The following is a 19,874-nucleotide window of genomic DNA, read 5'->3' as shown; positions in this document are numbered from 1 at the left end:
TCTTTTTTTCAAATTTAAACATTAAGCCTGAAAAGAGTTGTGATTTTCTTAAAAAATAAACAGTTAACAAAATCCTGTTTATATTTCAGTTATATTTGTCGAAGACCTCAAATTACAGCGTTTTGAAAAAGATTCTTCCCTTATTCTCGTATATATTGCATCCGGTTTTTATCCCTATATACGCTGCATTATTTTATCTTTTTTATAAAGGGGATGTCTTCACTATTCAGGAAAAATATTTCGTTTTATTTCAGATCCTGATTATTACTTTTATCGTTCCGATATTGTTTTTTTTATTGCTAAAATCAACCGGAAATATAAAATCAGTAATGATTCCAGATACATCACAGCGCATTATTCCGTTGACTCTGCTTTGCTTCTTATTAATATTGCTCGTAAAAAGGAGTATTGTAATAAGCCGTTATCCCGAATTACATTTTTTCTTTCTGGGCGGATTATTCAGTACTATTTTTGCTCTTATTTACGCCATTTTTAAGGTAAAAGTCAGTTTACACATGATGGCCATAAGTGGTTTTGCTGTTTTTGTAATTGGACTGAATATGCATCTACAGCTGCATAATCCGTACTGGCCTGCTCTTTTGATTTTACTGACCGGAATTGTGGCATCGTCACGCCTGGAAATGAATGCACATACGTATAGAGAACTGATAATAGGCTTTTTCGTTGGAATTATTCCTCAGGTTTTATTTTTGTATTTGTGGCTATAAAATATAAAAAATAAGACCAAGGCTCATGGTTTTCAGCTTGATCTCTTCTCCGGAAACAGTTTTAACATCTTTAAATAAAGGATTTAGCCCATAGTAAAAATAAACATTCCAGGTATTATAACCAGCAGAAAGTGTAGCCCCATACTGAAATTTATTGATGTCAGGATTATTGTGGATTATGTATTTGTTTTCACCATCATCAACCATAGATTTACTGTCTAAAATGTAGCTAAATTTAAGGCCTGTATAAATTCTCCAGAACTTATGACTCTCATAAGTAGAATTTCTCCATCTAAATTCTATAGGGAGGTCTACCGAATACTGTCTGTATTTATTTGATACAAATTCATTGTAATCATTTACTCCGTAAATTAATGCCCCATCATTGCTTTTAGAAATGGTGAGGTTCTGAAAATAATTCTTATAAGTGAAACCAAGACCTGCAGCTACTGCAACTGTCCTGTTTTTGTTAATTGGCATATCTCTCAAAAAACCCGCAGAAATCCCGGCAGAAAATTTATTCTGCTTAAGACCTTGTGGAGCCTTAGAAAAAAGATTATAACCAACAGAAAAATAAAACTGATCTTCTCTGTACAAAGAATCGATTTTAACAGGTTTAATTTCAGGTTTTTCTTCCTGCGAAAAAACATTAAAAAAAGATATCAGAAATAAATAACTGAAAAATAATCGCATAGTGTGTTTGAATTAATAGAATTTCAAATAAACGCTTTTGGGGATTATTTATTTGACACACAAATATAATATAATGATTGTTCATGAAGCGCTACAATGCTAATTATTCTGTTTTCGCCTTACATTAAAATATTCTGTTGCACTATTTTCAATAAAAAGCGTTAAAGTCCAACATTTTTATATTTGCTTTTATACCTTTGCATCATAATGAAAAGAAGACAGCTCATAACCGGTTTTTCTTTGGGACTGATGGTATTGTTCTCAATACTGTTTCAGTCGATACACAGTTATGAACATATCTCGCAACAGCTTTCCGAAAAAAAATGTCATCATAATTATAATGACGCAAATGGCGAAATCACGCATCAGCATCACAACGATGACTCTTGCTTTATCTGTCATTTTTCTTTTGGAAGCTACATTGCTCCTGAAAATTTCATATTTCAGTTTTTCAGCAATCACCAGGGAATCCCTTATTTCTTTCGATTTTCAGAAAGTATCATTTCCTTTTCCGGAAGTCTTTACGCTCTTCGCGGACCTCCTTTCGCTATAGTATCTTAAATTTCGATTATTCGAAAAACACAGTTTTAACTGAATTCAAAACTCAGTTAAGTTTTCTGGTTTTCATTACTATGGGAATTCAGTTGACTTTACCCTATTTGATTCGGATTAAAAAATCCATTAACTATAGCAATCATTTTCAAATGAAAAAAATTATAATTGCCCTTATTTTAGGGTTTTCGGGCATTGTTTCTGCTCAAAATTCGGTTTCAGGAACTGTAACTGATAATCAAAATAATCCTTTGCCGGGCGTTTCGGTTTACGCTCCCGAATTGCATAAAGGAACTACAACAGACGAGAACGGAAAATATGAATTAAAGAATCTTCCAAACGGAAATTTACGACTTGCTTTTTCTTATGTAGGTTATGCCAATCAAAATAAAACCATTGTTAAACTGGTAAAAGAAAATACATTAGACATTATACTTTTAGAATCTATTTTAGAAATGGATGAAGTCGTGGTTTCTACTCCTTTTAACAAACTGCAATCGCAAAATGTGATGAAAATTGATCACGAAAGCATTAAAACATTACAGCAAAAAGGAACTTCAACCTTAATCGAAGGGCTGGCGACAATTCCTGGAGTTTCTCAGATTTCTACAGGAACTTCTATAGGGAAACCCGTAATCCGCGGATTGAGCGGCAATCGTGTTTTGGTGTATTCGCAAGGTGTCCGTATCGAAAACCAGCAGTTTGGTGATGAACATGGACTAGGGTTAAATGATGCCGGAATCGAAAGTGTCGAAGTAATCAAAGGACCTGCTTCATTATTATACGGTTCTGACGCTTTGGGAGGTGTTTTATATTTCAATCCTGAAAAATTTGCAGATGCAGGTGATTTTAAAGCTAATTTCAGTCAAAAATATTTTACCAATACAGAAGGAAGCAATTCCTCTATTGGATTAAAAACCTCAACAGACAACTGGAAATTTTTGGCCCGTGGAAGCTTCAACACCCACTCTGATTATAAAATTGCCGATGGCGACCGTGTGACCAATTCACGCTATAATGAAACTGACTTTAAAACCGGAATCGGGTACAGCAATTCCACTTTTTCAAGCGTTTTACGTTATAATTACAATAAACTGGACATCGGAATTCCGGAAGATGGAATCGCTGAACAATCTTCGAGCAAGGACACCCAATTTCCCAGACAGGGGATTTTCAATCATTTGTTTAGTTTAAATAATGTGATCTTCTTTGAAAATTCAAAACTGGATGTTGATCTGGGTTATATCTCCAATGACAGAAGCGAATTTGAAGACAGCAATGAAGCATCTTTACACATGAAACTAAATACTTTCAACTATAATGTAAAATACCATTTTCCAAAATTCGGTAAAATTGAAACTATTTTGGGCGTTCAGGGAATGCATCAGACCAATAAAAATTCTGGAGAAGAATATTTAATTCCGGATGCGACAACGAATGATTTTGGCATTTTTGGAACGGCGAATTATGAATGGAATAACAGTGTTTTACAAGCCGGATTACGTTTTGACAACAGAAATGTTACGTCAATTGCACACGGAACAGAAGGTGAAGAAGGTTATTTTTTACCGCTTGACAAATCTTTTGACAGTTTTAATGCTTCTTTGGGATATAAAACAAAATTAGCAGAACCGTTAACCCTTCGATTAAATGTAGCTACCGGATTTAGAGCACCTAATCTGGCAGAACTAACTTCAAACGGCGTTCACGAAGGAACCAACCGTTACGAAATTGGAAATGCTAATTTAAAAACCGAACAAAATGTTCAGACTGATTTGAATCTGGAATATAAAAATTCGCATTTTGAATTCTTTGTAAACGGATTTTACAACCACATTAACAATTACATTTATACTTCTCCAACCGGAGATGTTTTAGATGATAATGATGTTTTCGCCTACATTCAGGATAATGCACAATTATTTGGTGGCGAAGTTGGGCTTCACTTTCACCCGCATCCATTAGACTGGCTGCATTTTGAAACCAGCTTTGAAACCGTAAGCGGTAAAAAAGACAATAACGATTATCTGCCTTTAATTCCGGCCAATAATTGGAACAACACATTAAGAACTGAATTCAATATTAAAAACTGGTTAAGTGAAGGTTTTGCTTCCTTAAATGTTTCTTCGACTTTTGATCAGGATAATGTGAGTGGTTTTGAAACCGCTTCAGAAGGGTACACTTTAGTCAATTTAGGCTTTGGAGGAACCGTAAAACTGGGCAAAACTGCTTTTGACATTAACTTAAACGGAAACAATTTATTCGATAAAAAATATATTGCACACCTTTCGCGATTAAAAACAGACGGTATTCCGAATATTGGACGAAATATTGTTTTGGGAGTTAATTTCACATTATAAAATCTTATTTAACCGCAAAGACGCTAAGAAGCGCAAAGTTCGCAAAGCAAATAAAAAACTTTGCGAACTTTGCGTTTTTTTCCTTGCATACTTTGCGGTTAAACATTTATCAATTTTCACAAAAAATGCTATTTTTGTTACAACAGATAAAAACTAACTATGAAAAAAACATTTCTAATAATGGCAATAACTACAGTAGGAATTTCTTCCGGTCAAAGTAAAATTAAGTATCCAGAAACTAAAAAAGGAGAAACTGTTGATGTTTATTTTGATACCAAAGTAGCTGATCCTTACCGCTGGCTTGAAGATGATAAATCAGAAGAAACTGGTTCCTGGGTAAAAGCACAAAATGAAGTAACGTATGCCTATCTTAATCAGATTCCGTTTCGCGATGCTTTAAAGGCAAGAATGGAAAAACTTTGGAATTACGAAAAAATAGGCGCTCCTTTTAAAGAAGGGAATTTTACCTACTATTTTAAAAACAATGGACTTCAGAACCAATCGGTTGTTTACAGGAAAGACAAAAGCGGTAAAGAAGAAGTTTTTTTAGATCCGAACACCTTTTCTAAAGACGGAACCACTTCGCTTGGAGGACTGGATTTTTCAAAAGACGGATCAAAAGCCGCTTATTCTATTTCCGAAGGAGGAAGCGACTGGCGAAAAGTAATTATAATTGATGCGCTTTCGAAAAAAGTTTTGGAAGACACTTTAGTCGATGTAAAATTCAGCGGGATTTCATGGTATAAAAATGAAGGTTTTTACTACTCCAGCTATGACAAGCCAAAAGGAAGTGAATTGTCTGCCAAAACAGATCAGCATAAATTGTATTTCCACAAATTAGGAACTTCCCAAAAGGATGATAAAGTTATTTTTGGCAGCGACCAAAAGAGAAGATATGTTGGAGGTTATGTTACTGAGGACAATAGTTATCTGGTGATCACAGCAGCCAATTCTACTTACGGAAATGAGTTGTACATTAAAGACCTTACCAAACCAAACAGTCCAATTGTTACGATTGTGGACAACTTTAACAGCGACAATAGTATCATAGAAAATGAAGGAAGCAAATTGTTTATCGAAACCGACCTTAATGCTCCAAACAAACGTGTTGTAACGGTTGATTTTAGCAATCCAAAACCGGAAAACTGGAAAGATTTTATTAAAGAAACTAAAGATATTTTGTCACCTTCAACCGGTGCAGGATATTTCTTTGCCAACTATACAAAAGATGCTGTTTCATTTGTACAGCAATACGATTACAGCGGAAAATTAGTGCGTGAAATCAAACTTCCTGCTGTGGGAACTGCAGGTGGATTTGGCGGTAAAAAAGAGGAAAAGATTTTATATTACACCTTTACTAATTATACCACTCCGGGAAGCATTTATTCTTTTGAACCAAAATCAGGGAAATCTGAAATTTATCAAAAACCAAAAGTAGATTTCAAAAGTGAAGACTACGAATCTAAACAAGTTTTTTATACTTCAAAAGACGGAACCAAAATCCCGATGATTATTACCTACAAAAAGGGAACAAAATTAGACGGTAAAAACCCAACAATCCTTTACGGTTATGGAGGATTCAATATTAGCTTAACCCCGGCTTTCAGTATTGCAAATGCAGTTTGGTTAGAGAATGGAGGCGTTTATGCCGTTGCCAATTTACGAGGCGGCGGTGAATACGGAAAAAAATGGCATGATGCCGGAACAAAACTTCAAAAACAAAATGTATTTGATGATTTTATTGCCGCAGCCGAATATTTAATTGCGCAAAAATATACCTCATCCGATTTCTTAGCCATTCGAGGAGGTTCAAACGGAGGTTTATTAGTTGGGGCCACTATGACACAGCGTCCTGATTTGATGAAAGTAGCTTTACCAGCAGTTGGCGTTATGGATATGCTTCGTTACAATGCCTTTACAGCAGGTGCAGGATGGGCTTATGACTACGGAACTTCTCAGGATAATAAAGAAATGTTCGAATACTTAAAAGGATATTCTCCGGTTCACAACGTTAAAAAAGGAACTCATTATCCTGCAACAATGGTCACAACCGGAGATCATGACGATCGTGTGGTTCCTGCTCACAGTTTCAAATTCGCTTCTGAATTACAGGAAAAACAAACGGGAGACAATCCTGTGTTGATTCGTATTGATGTAAAAGCAGGTCACGGAGCAGGTAAATCTGTTGCGGCTACGATTCAGGAAAATGTAGATATACAGGCGTTCACGCTTTACAATATGGGTTTTAAATCATTGCCTAAGAAATAAGACTTTAAAACTAAACTTTTTTAGCCACGAATTCACGAATTATTTTTCTGAATATCGTGGCTTTATTTTTTATTTCACGCAGATTTAAAATAGATTTTAGCAGATGCACACAGATTTTTTAATGGAATCAATTTAAATCTGTTTAGATCTGTAAAATCTGCGTGAAATAAATTCGTGAATTCGTGGCTAACTTTTTTATAAAACTTAAATTTGAAATAACTTAAAAAAACAAACCATGAAAATTATAAAATGGGGAATCATAGGCTGTGGAAATGTAACTGAAGTCAAAAGCGGTCCGGCATTTCAGAAAGCACCAAACTCTGCTTTAGTTGCTGTTATGCGAAGAGATGCAGCACTTTCCGAAGATTACGCCAAACGCCACAACGTTCCGAAATGGTATTCAAATGCTACCGATTTAATAAATGATCCTGAAGTTGATGCCGTTTATATTGCTACTCCTCCATCTTCTCATAAAGAATATACGATTTTGTGTGCCAAAGCCGGAAAACCGGTTTATGTCGAAAAACCTATGGCGCTGACTTTTGAAGAATGCAACGAAATGATCAGCATATGTAAAGAACACAATGTTCCGTTGTTTGTGGCCTATTACAGAAGATCTTTACCACGGTTTTTAAAAATCAAAGAAATAATCGATGAAGGAAAGTTAGGAAACATCCGCCACGTAAACTGTGTTTTGTACCATCCTTTTGAAGAACGTTATGACGACGAAATCAATCTTCCGTGGACCGTTTTACCTCACATTTCAGGCGGCGGAATTTTTGTTGATCTGGCTTGCCATACTTTAGACTTTTTAGATTTTGTTTTAGGCCCGATAAAATCCGTTCGCGGACATGCTACTTCTCAGTTAAAAGCCTACCCTGCCGAAGATGCTGTTTCAATGTCTTTTCTGTTCGAAAATGGAATTCACGGATCCGGATTATGGAATTTCGCCAGTTTTGAACGTTATGACAATACCGAAATTGTGGGCGACAAAGGCAAAATAGCATTTTCAACTTTCGGAGAAGATCCAATCCTTATTGAATATGCAAATGGAGAAAAAGAAACCATTACAATCGAAAATCCGCTACATATTCAGCAGCCATTTATTGAAACCGTCATGGAAGAACTTTTAGGCAAAGAAGGATTTTCTCCTTCAAAAGGAACATCCGCAGCCAGGACAACCTGGGTTATTGATCAGGTTTTGAAGGAATTTAGAAATTCGAAATAAAACTCTGTCATTTCGACGAAAGGAGAAATCACACGCGAAATTCCGCAAAGTGAATTGTCAATCTTTGTCGAATTACTAGTGTGATTTCTCCTTTCGTCGAAATGACAAAAAATGCAAAAAATAGGATATTCGAAAAAATATCCTCTTTTTTTGTAAATTATTAGAAGTGGAAAATTACAGACTGTATTTAAGACCTATTGTTAATCCTACACCAGAAATTCCAACATACGAACTAATATCATCAGTTGCTTTTGTATCATCAAAACCAGCAGCATTCGTTACTTTACTATTAGAAGTTGTCGTTAATTTATCTACATAATTCGTATGAATCGCAGAATAAGAAGCATCTGGTCTAAAAGTAGTTGGTGTATGCAATTTATCTACACCATTTTCAGTAAACACAGTAGTTTCTTTTGTATCTCCATGAACAGTAAAGTTTCTGTATTCAATTTCAGCAAATAATGCCAGTTTTTTACCCAATTTATATGAAGTTCCAATCGCAGCCATAAAACCAAGAGTTGGATTAGGTTTTACAACATCCTCAGCATATGTTTTTGCTACTGTTGTTCTGGTTGGTGCTACAGTATAATACTCACGATTTGTTTCAATAGTTAAATCTCCGTGAATAGGAACAATAACCCCCACTTTTGTGTAAGGTTCAAAACCTCTGGCTTCTCCTAAGAATAATACTAATGAAGGAGATAAATCCCAAGCTCTTATTTTCCCGACAGCATCTCCTGTTACAAAAATATTTGTTGGTGAAGTAGCAACTAAACGATTTGTAGTTTCAACCATCAATTTATCAGCACTGGAATAATAGTTGATCCCCATTTCAACTCCTAAACGTGTTGAAAAACGGTATCCAGCAGTTAAACCCGTACGAAATCCTTCTCCGAATGAACCATGATTCGTTTCTCTCGAAATTAAAGTGGTTCCATTAGCCCCATACACATCCGTATTAGGCAATTGACCATTTACAATTGGAAACTCCGTCGCGGCTGTCTGAATGAAGTAAGATCCACCCAATTTAAAATACCAGCTTTCCGGTTTATCTGCACTTTCTGACTGTGCCATTGTGGCCATGGAACAAATCATTAATCCGATTAAAAATAAATGCTTTTTCATAATTTTCTTTATTAATTTCACACAAACATAAAATAAATTAGATATCTTTTTTTACAGCATTCCCACACTGTTTTATCATAACTGTCAATTTACAAATTATTCGCGAAAGAATCTACTATGCACGCATAATTTTAACCTAAAAATCATATTATTAATTAAATTTTAACTGTTAAATTTTTAGTTAAGTTTAAAATTAACCTGCATTTTTTCTAATTCCTGCAACAATTCTGTCGAAATTTTAACTTTAAGCCTTCTGCTTGGCATAGTCAATTTGGTTACTACTTTTATTTCTTCAACTTCTGTTACTTCTTTTATTTTAGTATCGTCAAGAACAACATCCCCATCATCATTTTCATCTGTAAAAACGGTGTCGTCTGTTTCTTCAAACTCATTGGCGGTTTCAACCTCAACCATACGCTTGATTTTTTCAAGTTCCATGATTTCAAAAGTCACCGAATTATCTCCTTTATAAGTATTAAACAGATTGCTTAACTTATGAATAAACTCTGTTTGCAAGTCTTTAATATTGAGTAGTAAAATCAATTTTTTAGCAAATGCTTCCAAAACATCCTGTAACTGTCTTACTTCAACAAACTGCAATCTCGGCTCTGATTTTTTTCCAGTATCATGATTGACCCAGCCATCTTTAATCAATACCTTAATATGGGCAAAATTATTCTGAATCAGGAAATGGCGGAATTTAAGGTACTCTTCATTAAATATCCGGAACTCATAACTTTCATCATAACCTTCGAGAGTAAACATCGCCCACCCCTTTCCGTTTTTAGAAATTCTATGCTGTACATTATTGATAATTCCGGCAAAGGTTAGATTTTTCCCTACATACTGCTCCATGCTTTTCAATGCTTCCAGTCTCGCATTACAGAAGTATTTCATTTCAAATTTAAAATCATCAAGCGGATGTCCGGAAATATAGATTCCGACAACTTCTTTTTCTTTAGCGAGTTTTTCCATCGTACTCCAGTCTTCACATGGCGGTACAACAGGTTCCGCAATCTGTACTTCGCTTGTTTCTCCAAACAAACTTACCTGCGATGAATTTTCGTTTTCCTGAAACTTATTTCCATAGCGCATTGCTTTTTCGTAGAACGTAATTCCGTCACCATCGTCATGAAAGTACTGTGCTCTTGTTGTTCCTTCAAAAGAATCAAATCCTCCGGCTAATGCTAAATTCTCAATCGCTTTTTTATTGGCGGCACGCAAATCAATTCTTTTCGCCAGATCAAAAATTGATTTATATCTTCCGTCTTTTCTGTTTTCAACAATGGTTGCAACAGCTCCGGAACCTACGCCTTTAATTGCCCCCATTCCAAAACGTACCGCATAATCATCATTTACCGTAAATTTATAGTACGATTCGTTTACGCAAGGACCTAAAACCTGTAATCCCATACGTTTACATTCTTCCATGAAGAAAGAAACCTGCTTGATATCGTTCATGTTATTCGAAAGTACCGCCGCCATATATTCGGCAGGATAATGCGCTTTCAAATAAGCTGTTTGGTAGGCAATCCACGCATAACAAGTCGAGTGCGATTTGTTGAAGGCATAACTCGCAAAGGCTTCCCAGTCTTTCCAGATTTTCTCTAAAACTTTAGCATCATGACCTTTTGCCGATGCCTGCTCAACAAACTTAGGCTTCATTTTATCCAGTACGTCTTTTTGTTTTTTACCCATCGCCTTACGCAAGACGTCGGCCTCACCCTTTGTAAATCCTGCTAAAGACTGAGACAAAAGCATCACCTGCTCCTGGTAAACTGTAATTCCGTAGGTTTCTGACAAATATTCGGCACAGGCATCTAAATCGTATTTGATTTCTTCATCACCGTTTTTTCTTCGAACAAAAGAAGGAATATACTCCAAAGGTCCCGGACGATACAAGGCGTTCATCGCAATTAAATCCCCAAAAACCGTTGGCTTCAGATCTTTCATGTATTTCTGCATTCCGGGTGACTCGTATTGGAAGATTCCAACCGTTTCACCTCTTTGGAAAAGTGCATATGTTTCAGGATCATCAATCGGAAAAGTATCCGGGTCAAGATCAATTCCAGTTCTGTATTTTACCAGTTTTACGGTATCTTTTATCAGTGTAAGGGTCTTCAGACCCAAAAAGTCCATTTTCAGCAATCCGGCACTTTCTGCAACCGAGTTGTCGAACTGCGTTACATACAAATCGGAATCTTTTGCGGTTGTCACAGGAACATAATTCGTAATGTCCGACGGCGTAATGATTACCCCGCAGGCGTGAATTCCCGTATTACGCATCGAACCTTCAAGTATTTTTGCCTGCTGAATGGTTTCCCCTGCAAGATCTTCTTCATTGGCAATCGCAATTAATTCCTTAACCCGGTCAAATTCCTCAGACGATTTTAAAGCTTTTTTAACCTCATCTTCACTCTCAGAAATAAATCGTGCCAGATTCCACTTTCCTGGCATCATCGCAGGAATCAGTTTAGCAATCCTGTCGGCTTCAAATAAGGGTAAATCCAGTACACGCGCCGTATCACGAATAGCTGATTTGGTTGCCATTTTACCATATGTGATAATCTGCGCTACCTGTTTTTGACCGTATTTATTGATTACATATTCCATTACACGTCCACGACCCTCGTCATCAAAGTCGATATCAATATCGGGCATCGATACACGGTCAGGATTTAGGAAACGCTCAAAAAGCAAGTCGTATTTAATGGGGTCAATATTGGTAATTCCGAGACAGTATGCAACCGCAGATCCGGCTGCAGAACCACGTCCTGGTCCTACCGAAACGTCCATTTTTCTGGCTTCGGCAATGAAATCCTGTACAATCAGGAAGTAACCCGGATATCCTGAATTCGAAATTGTCAATAATTCGAAATCCAGACGTTCCTGAATCGACTCTGTAATTTCGCCGTACCTTCTTTTAGCACCTTCCATGGTAAGATAACGCAAATAAGCATTTTCACCGCGAACACCATTGTCTTTTTCATCTTCCGGATCAAAAAATTCTTCCGGAATTTCAAATTTTGGAAGCAATACATCCCGGTAAAGAGAATAAGTTTCTACTTTATCGATAATTTCCTGAATGTTGATAATCGCTTCCGGCAAATCGGCAAATAGTTTTTTCATCTCGTCCTGAGACTTGAAATAATATTCCTGATTTGGAAGTCCGTAACGGTAACCACGGCCACGACCAATTGGCGTTGCCTGTTTTTCACCGTCTTTTACACACAATAAAATGTCGTGCGCATTGGCATCTTCTTTATTTAAATAATAGGTATTGTTGGTCGCAATTAATTTGATATTGTGTTTTTGCGAAAACTCAATCAGCGTTTTGTTTACACGATTTTCATCTTCCTGATTGTGGCGCATCACTTCCAGATAGAAGTCTTCGCCAAATTGTTCTTTCCACCAAATCAATGCTTCCTCTGCTTGGTTTTCACCGATATTCAGAATTTTACTCGGAATTTCACCGTATAAATTCCCAGACAGAACCATAATGTCGCCTTTGTATTGCTCTACAATATTTTTATCAATTCTCGGAACATAATAAAATCCGTCGGTATAAGCAATCGAAGCCATTTTAGCCAGATTGTGATAACCAGCTTTATTTTTAGCCATTAAGACAACCTGATAGCCATTGTCCTTTTTGCTTTTATCTAAATGGTTGTCGCAAATATTAAATTCACAACCCACAATGGGTTTAATTTCGGTTTCTGTTGGCTCCTCTCCTGCTTCAGCTAAAGCTTTATTTTTGGCAGAAGCACCTTTATTGTGGTTCATAACAGCGCTCACAAAATGGAAAGCGCCCATCATGTTTCCAGTATCAGTCATGGCAACAGCCGGCATTCCGTTTTTGGCTGTAGCCGAAACAATATTCCCAATTCCGATAGTCGACTGCAAAACTGAAAACTGCGTATGATTGTGCAAATGCGCAAATTTTGCCGCTTTGAAATCCGCTTTATCTTCTTCTGAAACAACCGCCTCCCTTCCTTCTCCGGCTAAAGCTTTAAGCTGCTCCCTGATTTTATCAGAAGCTGCTTTTAAATTGATGTGTTTTAAACCAATAAGCTGAAATGGCTGCGGATTTCTTTCCTGAAAATCTTTGAAATACTCTTTCGGAACGTCTAATTCTTCTTTGGTAAAAACTTCTCTTCTTACCAATTCCAGGAAACAACGCGTTGTTGCTTCAACGTCGGCAGTTGCGTTGTGCGCTTCCGCGAAAGGAACATTGAATAAATATTCGTGAAGCTCCGTCAAAGTCGGAAGTTTGAATTTTCCTCCTCGCCCGCCAGGAAGTTTTAATAATGATGCGGTAACTTCGGTACAAGTATCTAAAACGGGCATTGAACTCATTTGAGATTCAACTCCCATTCTATGAAATTCAGCACCCATAATATTAACGTCGAATCCTAAATTCTGACCAACGATAAATTTGGTTTTGCTTAATGCAATATTGAATTTTTCTAAAACTTCGGCCAGCGTGATTCCATCGGCTTCAGCTAATTCAGTCGAGATTCCGTGAATACGTTCAGCATCATACGGAATATTAAATCCGTCTGGTTTTACCAAATAATCCTGATGTTCAATAAGCTGCCCCATTTCGTCATGAAGCTGCCAGGCGATCTGAATACAGCGGGGCCAGTTATCAGAATCTGTAATTGGTGCATCCCAGCGTTTTGGTAATCCGGTTGTTTCGGTATCGAATATTAAATACATAAAGTTGTTAAAAGTCAAATATTAAAGTTCCAAATTCCCAAACTTTCACATTGCAAAATACTGACAACATGAAACATACTAAAAGTCGAAATGAAAACTGGAAGGAATTCAAATTTACGCTTTTTTTGGGAGACAGAAAATGGAAATTTCAAGTAAAAGAGATTCTTATGAAGATATCAGGTTTTATCTTAAAATATGTAAAATTTCATAAAATTTCACTTCTTGGATGTCGTAGTATTAAGGTGTTTTATTGAATCTAAATAACTAATAAAAAACAGCTCAAAAAACACCAAAAAATTAAAAAACCAAGCTTTACAAAAAGAAATTAAAACTAATAATTATTACTATTTTAATCCGATTTGTTACATTTTTTTTAATTAAACAATACATTTTATAGGGTTTTTGAGATAAATTTGCAAACTATTAAAATTAAAACCAATCAGGTAAAATTTAGGCTTAAAAAGGAATTTCAAAATCAGTTCCTGTATCATTATTCCGTCAAAACTGAGTGCACAAAAGCACATTTTTAATTTGTTTTTAGTTTGGGCATCGTATATAATGAAATATTAAAATTGACGATTTTGTATCTTTTTTTACTTTTGTTTTGCTATTATATGAACAGGAATGCTGTGATTATATAAATTACAATTAAAAAAAATAAAAAATGAGTAAGACATTATTTGACAAAGTATGGGATTCACACGTTGTGCGTAAAATTGAAGATGGACCAGATGTGTTTTTTATTGACCGTCATTTCATTCATGAAGTTACGAGTCCTGTTGCTTTTTTAGGATTAAAATCAAGAGGCGTTAACGTTTTATACCCGGAACGTACTTTTGCAACTGCTGACCACAATACACCAACCATAAACCAACACCTGCCTGTTCAGGATCCTTTATCTGCAAACCAGCTGAAAGCTCTTGAAGACAATGCGAATGAATACGGAATTTCGCACTGGGGATTAGGTCACCAAAAAAATGGAATTGTACACGTAGTTGGTCCTGAAAACGGAATTACTTTGCCAGGCGCTACTATTGTATGCGGGGATTCACATACATCTACTCACGGTGCTTTTGGAGCTATTGCTTTTGGTATCGGAACCTCTGAGGTTGAAATGGTGCTTTCTACGCAATGTATTATGCAGCCTAAACCAAAGAAAATGCGTATCAACGTAAACGGACAACTAAGTAAAGGAGTTGGACCAAAAGACGTTGCGCTTTATATTATTGCTCAATTAACTACTTCTGGAGGAACAGGTTACTTTGTTGAATACGCAGGTAATGTTTTTGAAAACATGACTATGGAAGGCCGTATGACAGTTTGTAACCTAAGTATCGAAATGGGCGCTCGTGGCGGAATGATCGCTCCTGACCAGACTACTTTCGATTTCTTAGAAGGAAGATTATATGCTCCAAAAGGAGAAGCCTGGACTAAAGCTGTTGAATACTGGAAAACACTTAAAACAGATCCAGATGCTGTTTTTGATGCTGAATTAAACATCAGAGCTGAAGATATCGAACCAATGATTACTTACGGTACTAATCCTGGAATGGGAATTGGTATCACCAAACATATCCCGAACGCTAAAGAAGTTGAAGGCGGCGAGGAAACGTACAAAAAATCGTTAGCTTACATGGGCTTCAACGAAGACGACGTAATGATCGGAAAACAAATCGATTACGTTTTCTTAGGAAGCTGTACAAACGGACGTATTGAAGATTTTAGAGCTTTCGCCGAAATTGTAAAAGGAAGAAAAAAAGCGGATAATGTTACTGCCTGGTTAGTTCCTGGATCTCACGTAGTTGAAGCACAAATTAAAGAAGAAGGAATTTTAGATATTTTGACAGAAGCTGGTTTCGTATTACGTCAGCCTGGATGTTCTGCTTGTTTAGCAATGAACGACGATAAAGTTCCTGCTGGAAAATATGCAGTAAGTACTTCAAACAGAAACTTTGAAGGTCGTCAGGGTCCTGGTTCCAGAACGCTTTTAGCAAGTCCAATTATGGCAGCAGCAGCGGCTGTAACAGGAAAATTGACTGACCCGAGAGAATTGTTCTAGTCAAGTGCAATAACAATTTCAAAATCAATTAAAATTGTTTTTAGGTTAATAAAGATTCTCGCTTTCAGAAAATCTAAAATCTAAAATCCAAAAATCTAAAATTAAAATGGCATACGATAAATTTAATATACTTACCAGCAGTGCAGTGCCACTGCCAATTGAGAACGTAGATACAGATCAAATCATCCCGGCTCGTTTCCTGAAAGCGACAAAACGTGAAGGTTTTGGAGACAACCTTTTCAGAGACTGGAGATATAATGGTGACGATACCCCAAAAGCAGATTTCGTTTTAAACAACCCAACTTACAGCGGAAAAATCCTTGTAGGAGGAAAAAACTTCGGTTCTGGATCTTCTAGGGAGCACGCTGCATGGGCGGTTTACGATTACGGATTTCGTGCAGTAGTTTCTTCTTTCTTTGCTGACATCTTCAAAGGAAACTGTTTAAATATTGGTGTTTTACCAGTACAAATCAGCCCTGAATTTTTGGAAAACATTTTCAAAGCTATCGAAGCTGATCCAAAAACAGAATTAGAAATCAATCTTCCGGCTCAGACTATTACTTTATTGTCAACAGGTGAACAGGAATCATTTGCGATCAACGGATACAAAAAGAACAATATGATCAATGGGTTTGATGATATTGATTATTTACAAAACATTAAGGAAGATATTAAAGCTTTCGCTGATAAGCTTCCTTACTAAACACAACCAACTCAAATGCAGTTATGTAAGTTTCAATTCTTAAGTTGGGCTTCATAACTGCTTTTTACAATTTTACAAAATTTGATTCGATACTTATCAAATCACACAAAAGTCATCTCATATTTAATATGGAAAAAAGAAAAATTGAAATAATGGATACAACGCTCCGTGATGGTGAACAAACCTCAGGAGTATCTTTTTCTGCTGCAGAAAAACTGACCATTGCACAATTATTGCTGGAAGAATTAAATATTGACAGAATCGAAATTGCTTCAGCACGTGTGAGTGAAGGCGAATTTCAGGGGGTCAGCGGCATTATGTCGTGGGCCGAAGAAAAAGGATACACCGGCAGAATTGAAGTCCTTACTTTTGTTGACGGCGGCCTTTCTATAGACTGGATGAAAAAATCAGGTGCCAAAGTCCAGAATTTATTGACGAAAGGCTCTCTGAACCACCTGACACATCAATTAAAAAAAACTCCGGAACAACACTTTTCTGAAATAGCCCAAACAATAGCGTTAGCAAAAGAAAATAATATTGAAACTAATGTTTACCTGGAAGACTGGAGCAACGGAATGCGTAATTCTCCTGAATATGTTTTTCAATATTTAGATTTCTTAACGCAGCAACCTGTAAAAAGAATTCTGCTTCCAGACACTTTGGGAGTCTTGATTCCATCTCAGGCTTTCGAATTTATTTCGACTATTACAGCAAAATATCCCAATACTCATTTTGACTTTCACGCTCATAACGATTACGATTTAAGTGTTGCTAATGTTATGGAAGCTATAAAAGCCGGTATAAACGGACTTCACGTAACGGTAAACGGAATGGGTGAACGCGCCGGAAACGCTCCGCTTGAAAGCACTGTTGCCGTAATCAATGATTACCTGCCAGAAGTAAGGATCAACATTAAAGAAACTTCTTTGTATTCTGTAAGCAAATTAGTTGAAACTTTTACAGGATACAGAATTCCAGCCAACAAACCAATTGTAGGTGATAATGTTTTTACACAGACTGCCGGAATTCATGCCGATGGTGACAACAAAAACAATTTATATTTTAACGATCTTCTTCCGGAACGCTTTGGAAGAAAACGTAAATATGCTCTAGGAAAAACTTCCGGAAAAGCCAATATCGAAAAGAACCTTCAGGAATTAGGGTTAAAACTAAACAACGAAGATTTGAAATTGGTTACCCAAAGGATTATCGAATTGGGCGACAAAAAAGAAACCGTAACGAAGGAAGATCTTCCATACATTATTTCAGATGTTCTGGACAGCCATACTTACGAAGAAAAGATCAAAATCGAATCTTATATATTAGTACACTCAAAAGGAATGCGTCCTTCAACCACCTTGTGCTTAAAAATCAATGATGAGATTATTGAAGAAAATGCGCAGGGCGACGGTCAGTTTGACGCCTTTATGAATGCATTGACCAAGATTTACAAAAGCAAAAAACTAACACTTCCAAAATTGATTGATTATGCAGTGCGAATCCCTCCCGGAAGTAGTTCAGATGCTTTATGCGAAACTATTATTACATGGGTAAATAACGGAAAAGAATTCAAAACCCGAGGATTAGATTCGGATCAGACGGTGGCAGCTATTATTGCTACTCAGAAAATGCTGAATGTCATCACGCAGTAAAACTTAAATAAATAATCGAAATAGTAAATAAACCCATAATATCAATAAAATGAAATTTAACATAGCCCTTTTAGCCGGAGACGGAATCGGACCAGAAGTAATTGATCAGGCAGTAAAAGTATCAGATGCTGTTGCCAAAAAATTTGGACATGAAATCACCTGGAAACCAGCTTTAACCGGTGCTGCTGCAATTGATGCAGTAGGTGAGCCCTATCCGGATGCTACACACGAAATTTGTAAAAATGCTGATGCTGTTCTTTTTGGAGCGATTGGACACCCTAAATATGATAACGATCCTTCTGCGCCTGTACGTCCGGAACAAGGTTTGTTGAAAATGCGTAAAGCATTAGGTCTATTCGCAAACGTAAGACCAACATTTACATTCCCGTCTTTATTGGACAAATCTCCATTGAAAAGAGAAAGAATCGAAGGAACTGACTTAGTTTTCTTAAGAGAATTAACAGGCGGGATTTACTTTGGTGAAAAAGGAAGAAAAGACAACGGAGATACTGCTTTTGACAACTGTGTTTACACAAGAGCCGAAGTACAGCGTTTAGCTAAAAAAGGTTTCGAATTAGCCATGACACGTTCTAAAAAATTATGCTGCGTTGATAAAGCAAACGTTTTGGAAACATCCCGTTTATGGAGAGAAACTGTTCAGGCAATGGAAAAAGATTATCCGGAAGTAGAAGTAAGCTACGAATTTGTGGATGCGGTTGCGATGCGTTTGGTACAATGGCCAAACTCTTATGATGTATTGATTACCGAGAACTTATTTGGAGACATTTTAACAGATGAAGCTTCTGTAATTTCTGGTTCAATGGGATTAATGCCTTCTGCATCGATGGGAGCTGAAGTATCTTTGTTTGAGCCTATCCACGGTTCTTATCCACAAGCTACAGGATTGAATATTGCTAACCCAATGGCTACTGTTTTATCTGCTGCTATGATGTTCGAAAACTTCGGATTGATGGAAGAAGGAAAAGCAATGAGAGATGCTGTAAACAAAGCTTTAGAAGCCGGAGTAGTTACTGAAGATTTAGCTGATGGAGGCAAAGCATACGGAACCAAAGAAGTAGGTGACTGGTTAGCTGCGAACGTATAATTAGTTGTTTTTTTGTTTCAGGCTTCAAGTTTCAGGTTACTACTGGAACGTGAAATCTGAAACAAATAAAACATGAAACAAAAAAAGGGATCAATGTAAATTGATCCCTTTTATATATTTAGAAAAAAATATTAATATCCTCCTCTGTTTCCACCACGGTCATTTCCACCACGGTTGTTTCCGTAACCTCCGCGAGAATCTCCTCCACGGTTGTTATTGAAGCTTCTTCTTTCTCCTTCAGGTTTCGGCTCAGATTTATTAACCACAATTGCACGACCTGAAACAACAGCTCCGTTCAATTCATCAATTGCTTTTTGAGCTTCCGCGTCGTTTGGCATCTCAACAAAACCAAATCCTTTGCTTCTTCCGGTAAATTTATCAGTAATAATTTTTACTGAATCTACCGCTCCGTAAGCCTCGAAAGACTCTCTTAAATCTGCTTCCTCAATACTGAATGGAAGGCTTCCCACAAAAATGTTCATATATACTTATTTATAATAATAAACAAATGTAGCTTTATTTTTCTGTAATCTACTACAGATTAGTTTATTTATGCTTTTATTTTGATTTTTAAAGCCGGAATCAAAAAAAAATCAAAAAATACATCAATTTTTTCCTTTTTTATTTAATCTGTTTTTGGACTACAATTCAGAAAAAAATTATATCTTTGCGCCCTTAATTA

General features: G+C 36.5%; 13 protein-coding genes. 9 read left to right on the top strand and 4 right to left on the bottom strand.

What is annotated here, in order from left to right; translation table 11 throughout:
• Positions 1-122 precede the first annotated feature (122 nt).
• Positions 123-728, top strand: a complete 606-nt coding sequence (locus K8B81_RS10585; RefSeq protein WP_223681404.1) for a hypothetical protein — start codon at positions 123-125, stop codon at positions 726-728.
• Here K8B81_RS10585 and K8B81_RS10580 read toward each other — a convergent pair.
• Entirely contained in the window at positions 723-1,421 is a 699-nt protein-coding gene (locus K8B81_RS10580; protein ID WP_223681402.1) for a porin family protein, read from the bottom strand. The two genes, K8B81_RS10585 and K8B81_RS10580, sit on opposite strands and share 6 nt — an antisense overlap.
• Positions 1,422-1,628: 207 nt before the next feature.
• Between K8B81_RS10580 and K8B81_RS10575 the strand changes: the two genes are divergently transcribed.
• The 4 genes from K8B81_RS10575 (at position 1,629) to K8B81_RS10560 (ending at position 7,829) form a co-directional block, all read left to right on the top strand.
• Positions 1,629-1,982, top strand: a complete 354-nt coding sequence (locus K8B81_RS10575) for a hypothetical protein (protein ID WP_223681400.1) — start codon at positions 1,629-1,631, stop codon at positions 1,980-1,982.
• Between the two features lie 143 nt (positions 1,983-2,125).
• Entirely contained in the window at positions 2,126-4,333 is a 2,208-nt protein-coding gene (locus tag K8B81_RS10570; RefSeq protein WP_223681399.1) for a TonB-dependent receptor, read from the top strand.
• Positions 4,334-4,513: 180 nt separating this feature from the next.
• The gene (locus K8B81_RS10565) at positions 4,514-6,601 is read left to right on the top strand and encodes a prolyl oligopeptidase family serine peptidase (protein WP_394370719.1); all 2,088 of its coding nucleotides are present in this window, start codon (positions 4,514-4,516) and stop codon (positions 6,599-6,601) included.
• Between the two features lie 235 nt (positions 6,602-6,836).
• Positions 6,837-7,829, top strand: coding sequence for a Gfo/Idh/MocA family protein (locus tag K8B81_RS10560; RefSeq protein ID WP_223681395.1), 993 nt, complete (start codon positions 6,837-6,839; stop codon positions 7,827-7,829).
• Positions 7,830-8,003: 174 nt separating this feature from the next.
• Here the strand turns inward: K8B81_RS10560 and K8B81_RS10555 are convergent, their stop codons facing one another.
• Both K8B81_RS10555 and dnaE read right to left on the bottom strand, forming a co-directional pair.
• Positions 8,004-8,954 carry an outer membrane beta-barrel protein gene (locus K8B81_RS10555; RefSeq protein WP_223681393.1) on the bottom strand — a complete coding sequence of 317 codons (951 nt, stop codon included), beginning with the start codon at positions 8,952-8,954 and terminating at the stop codon, positions 8,004-8,006.
• A 177-nt stretch (positions 8,955-9,131) separates the two neighbouring features.
• Positions 9,132-13,673: a DNA polymerase III subunit alpha gene (dnaE, locus tag K8B81_RS10550; protein ID WP_223681392.1), complete on the bottom strand. Its 4,542-nt coding sequence runs from the start codon at positions 13,671-13,673 to the stop codon at positions 9,132-9,134.
• Positions 13,674-14,337: 664 nt separating this feature from the next.
• Here dnaE and leuC point away from each other — a divergent pair.
• The 4 genes from leuC to leuB all read left to right on the top strand — a co-directional run bounded on the left by leuC (position 14,338) and on the right by leuB (position 19,192).
• A complete protein-coding gene (gene leuC / locus K8B81_RS10545) occupies positions 14,338-15,732 on the top strand; it encodes a 3-isopropylmalate dehydratase large subunit (RefSeq protein ID WP_223681391.1) in 1,395 nt (464 codons plus the stop codon).
• A 106-nt stretch (positions 15,733-15,838) separates the two neighbouring features.
• The gene (gene leuD, locus K8B81_RS10540; protein ID WP_223681390.1) at positions 15,839-16,435 is read left to right on the top strand and encodes a 3-isopropylmalate dehydratase small subunit; all 597 of its coding nucleotides are present in this window, start codon (positions 15,839-15,841) and stop codon (positions 16,433-16,435) included.
• A gap of 128 nt (positions 16,436-16,563) precedes the next feature.
• Positions 16,564-18,087 (top strand): alpha-isopropylmalate synthase regulatory domain-containing protein, encoded by a 1,524-nt coding sequence (locus K8B81_RS10535; RefSeq protein WP_223681389.1) that lies wholly within the window; start codon positions 16,564-16,566, stop codon positions 18,085-18,087.
• 49 nt (positions 18,088-18,136) lie between these two features.
• Positions 18,137-19,192, top strand: coding sequence for a 3-isopropylmalate dehydrogenase (leuB, locus tag K8B81_RS10530; protein ID WP_223681388.1), 1,056 nt, complete (start codon positions 18,137-18,139; stop codon positions 19,190-19,192).
• A 131-nt stretch (positions 19,193-19,323) separates the two neighbouring features.
• On the opposite strand, the gene K8B81_RS10525 is transcribed toward leuB, so the two are convergent.
• A complete protein-coding gene (locus K8B81_RS10525; RefSeq protein WP_025571406.1) occupies positions 19,324-19,674 on the bottom strand; it encodes an RNA recognition motif domain-containing protein in 351 nt (116 codons plus the stop codon).
• Positions 19,675-19,874 lie beyond the last annotated feature (200 nt).

The sequence above is a fragment of the Flavobacterium hibisci genome (assembly GCF_020026925.1).
In the GTDB taxonomy this organism is placed as follows: Bacteria; Bacteroidota; Bacteroidia; order Flavobacteriales; family Flavobacteriaceae; genus Flavobacterium; species Flavobacterium hibisci.
This window is presented reverse-complemented; position numbering and strand designations above follow the sequence as displayed.

Excerpts from the sequence above, each read along its gene's own strand:
- K8B81_RS10580 (WP_223681402.1), bottom strand. The coding sequence starts at position 1,421 with ATGCGATTATTTTTCAGTTATTTATTTCTGATATCTTTTTTTAATGTT.
- K8B81_RS10575 (WP_223681400.1), top strand. The coding sequence starts at position 1,629 with ATGAAAAGAAGACAGCTCATAACCGGTTTTTCTTTGGGACTGATGGTA.
- K8B81_RS10570 (WP_223681399.1), top strand. The coding sequence starts at position 2,126 with ATGAAAAAAATTATAATTGCCCTTATTTTAGGGTTTTCGGGCATTGTT.
- K8B81_RS10565 (WP_394370719.1), top strand. The coding sequence starts at position 4,514 with ATGGCAATAACTACAGTAGGAATTTCTTCCGGTCAAAGTAAAATTAAG.
- K8B81_RS10560 (WP_223681395.1), top strand. The coding sequence starts at position 6,837 with ATGAAAATTATAAAATGGGGAATCATAGGCTGTGGAAATGTAACTGAA.
- K8B81_RS10555 (WP_223681393.1), bottom strand. The coding sequence starts at position 8,954 with ATGAAAAAGCATTTATTTTTAATCGGATTAATGATTTGTTCCATGGCC.
- dnaE (WP_223681392.1), bottom strand. The coding sequence starts at position 13,673 with ATGTATTTAATATTCGATACCGAAACAACCGGATTACCAAAACGCTGG.
- leuC (WP_223681391.1), top strand. The coding sequence starts at position 14,338 with ATGAGTAAGACATTATTTGACAAAGTATGGGATTCACACGTTGTGCGT.
- leuD (WP_223681390.1), top strand. The coding sequence starts at position 15,839 with ATGGCATACGATAAATTTAATATACTTACCAGCAGTGCAGTGCCACTG.
- K8B81_RS10535 (WP_223681389.1), top strand. The coding sequence starts at position 16,564 with ATGGAAAAAAGAAAAATTGAAATAATGGATACAACGCTCCGTGATGGT.
- leuB (WP_223681388.1), top strand. The coding sequence starts at position 18,137 with ATGAAATTTAACATAGCCCTTTTAGCCGGAGACGGAATCGGACCAGAA.
- K8B81_RS10525 (WP_025571406.1), bottom strand. The coding sequence starts at position 19,674 with ATGAACATTTTTGTGGGAAGCCTTCCATTCAGTATTGAGGAAGCAGAT.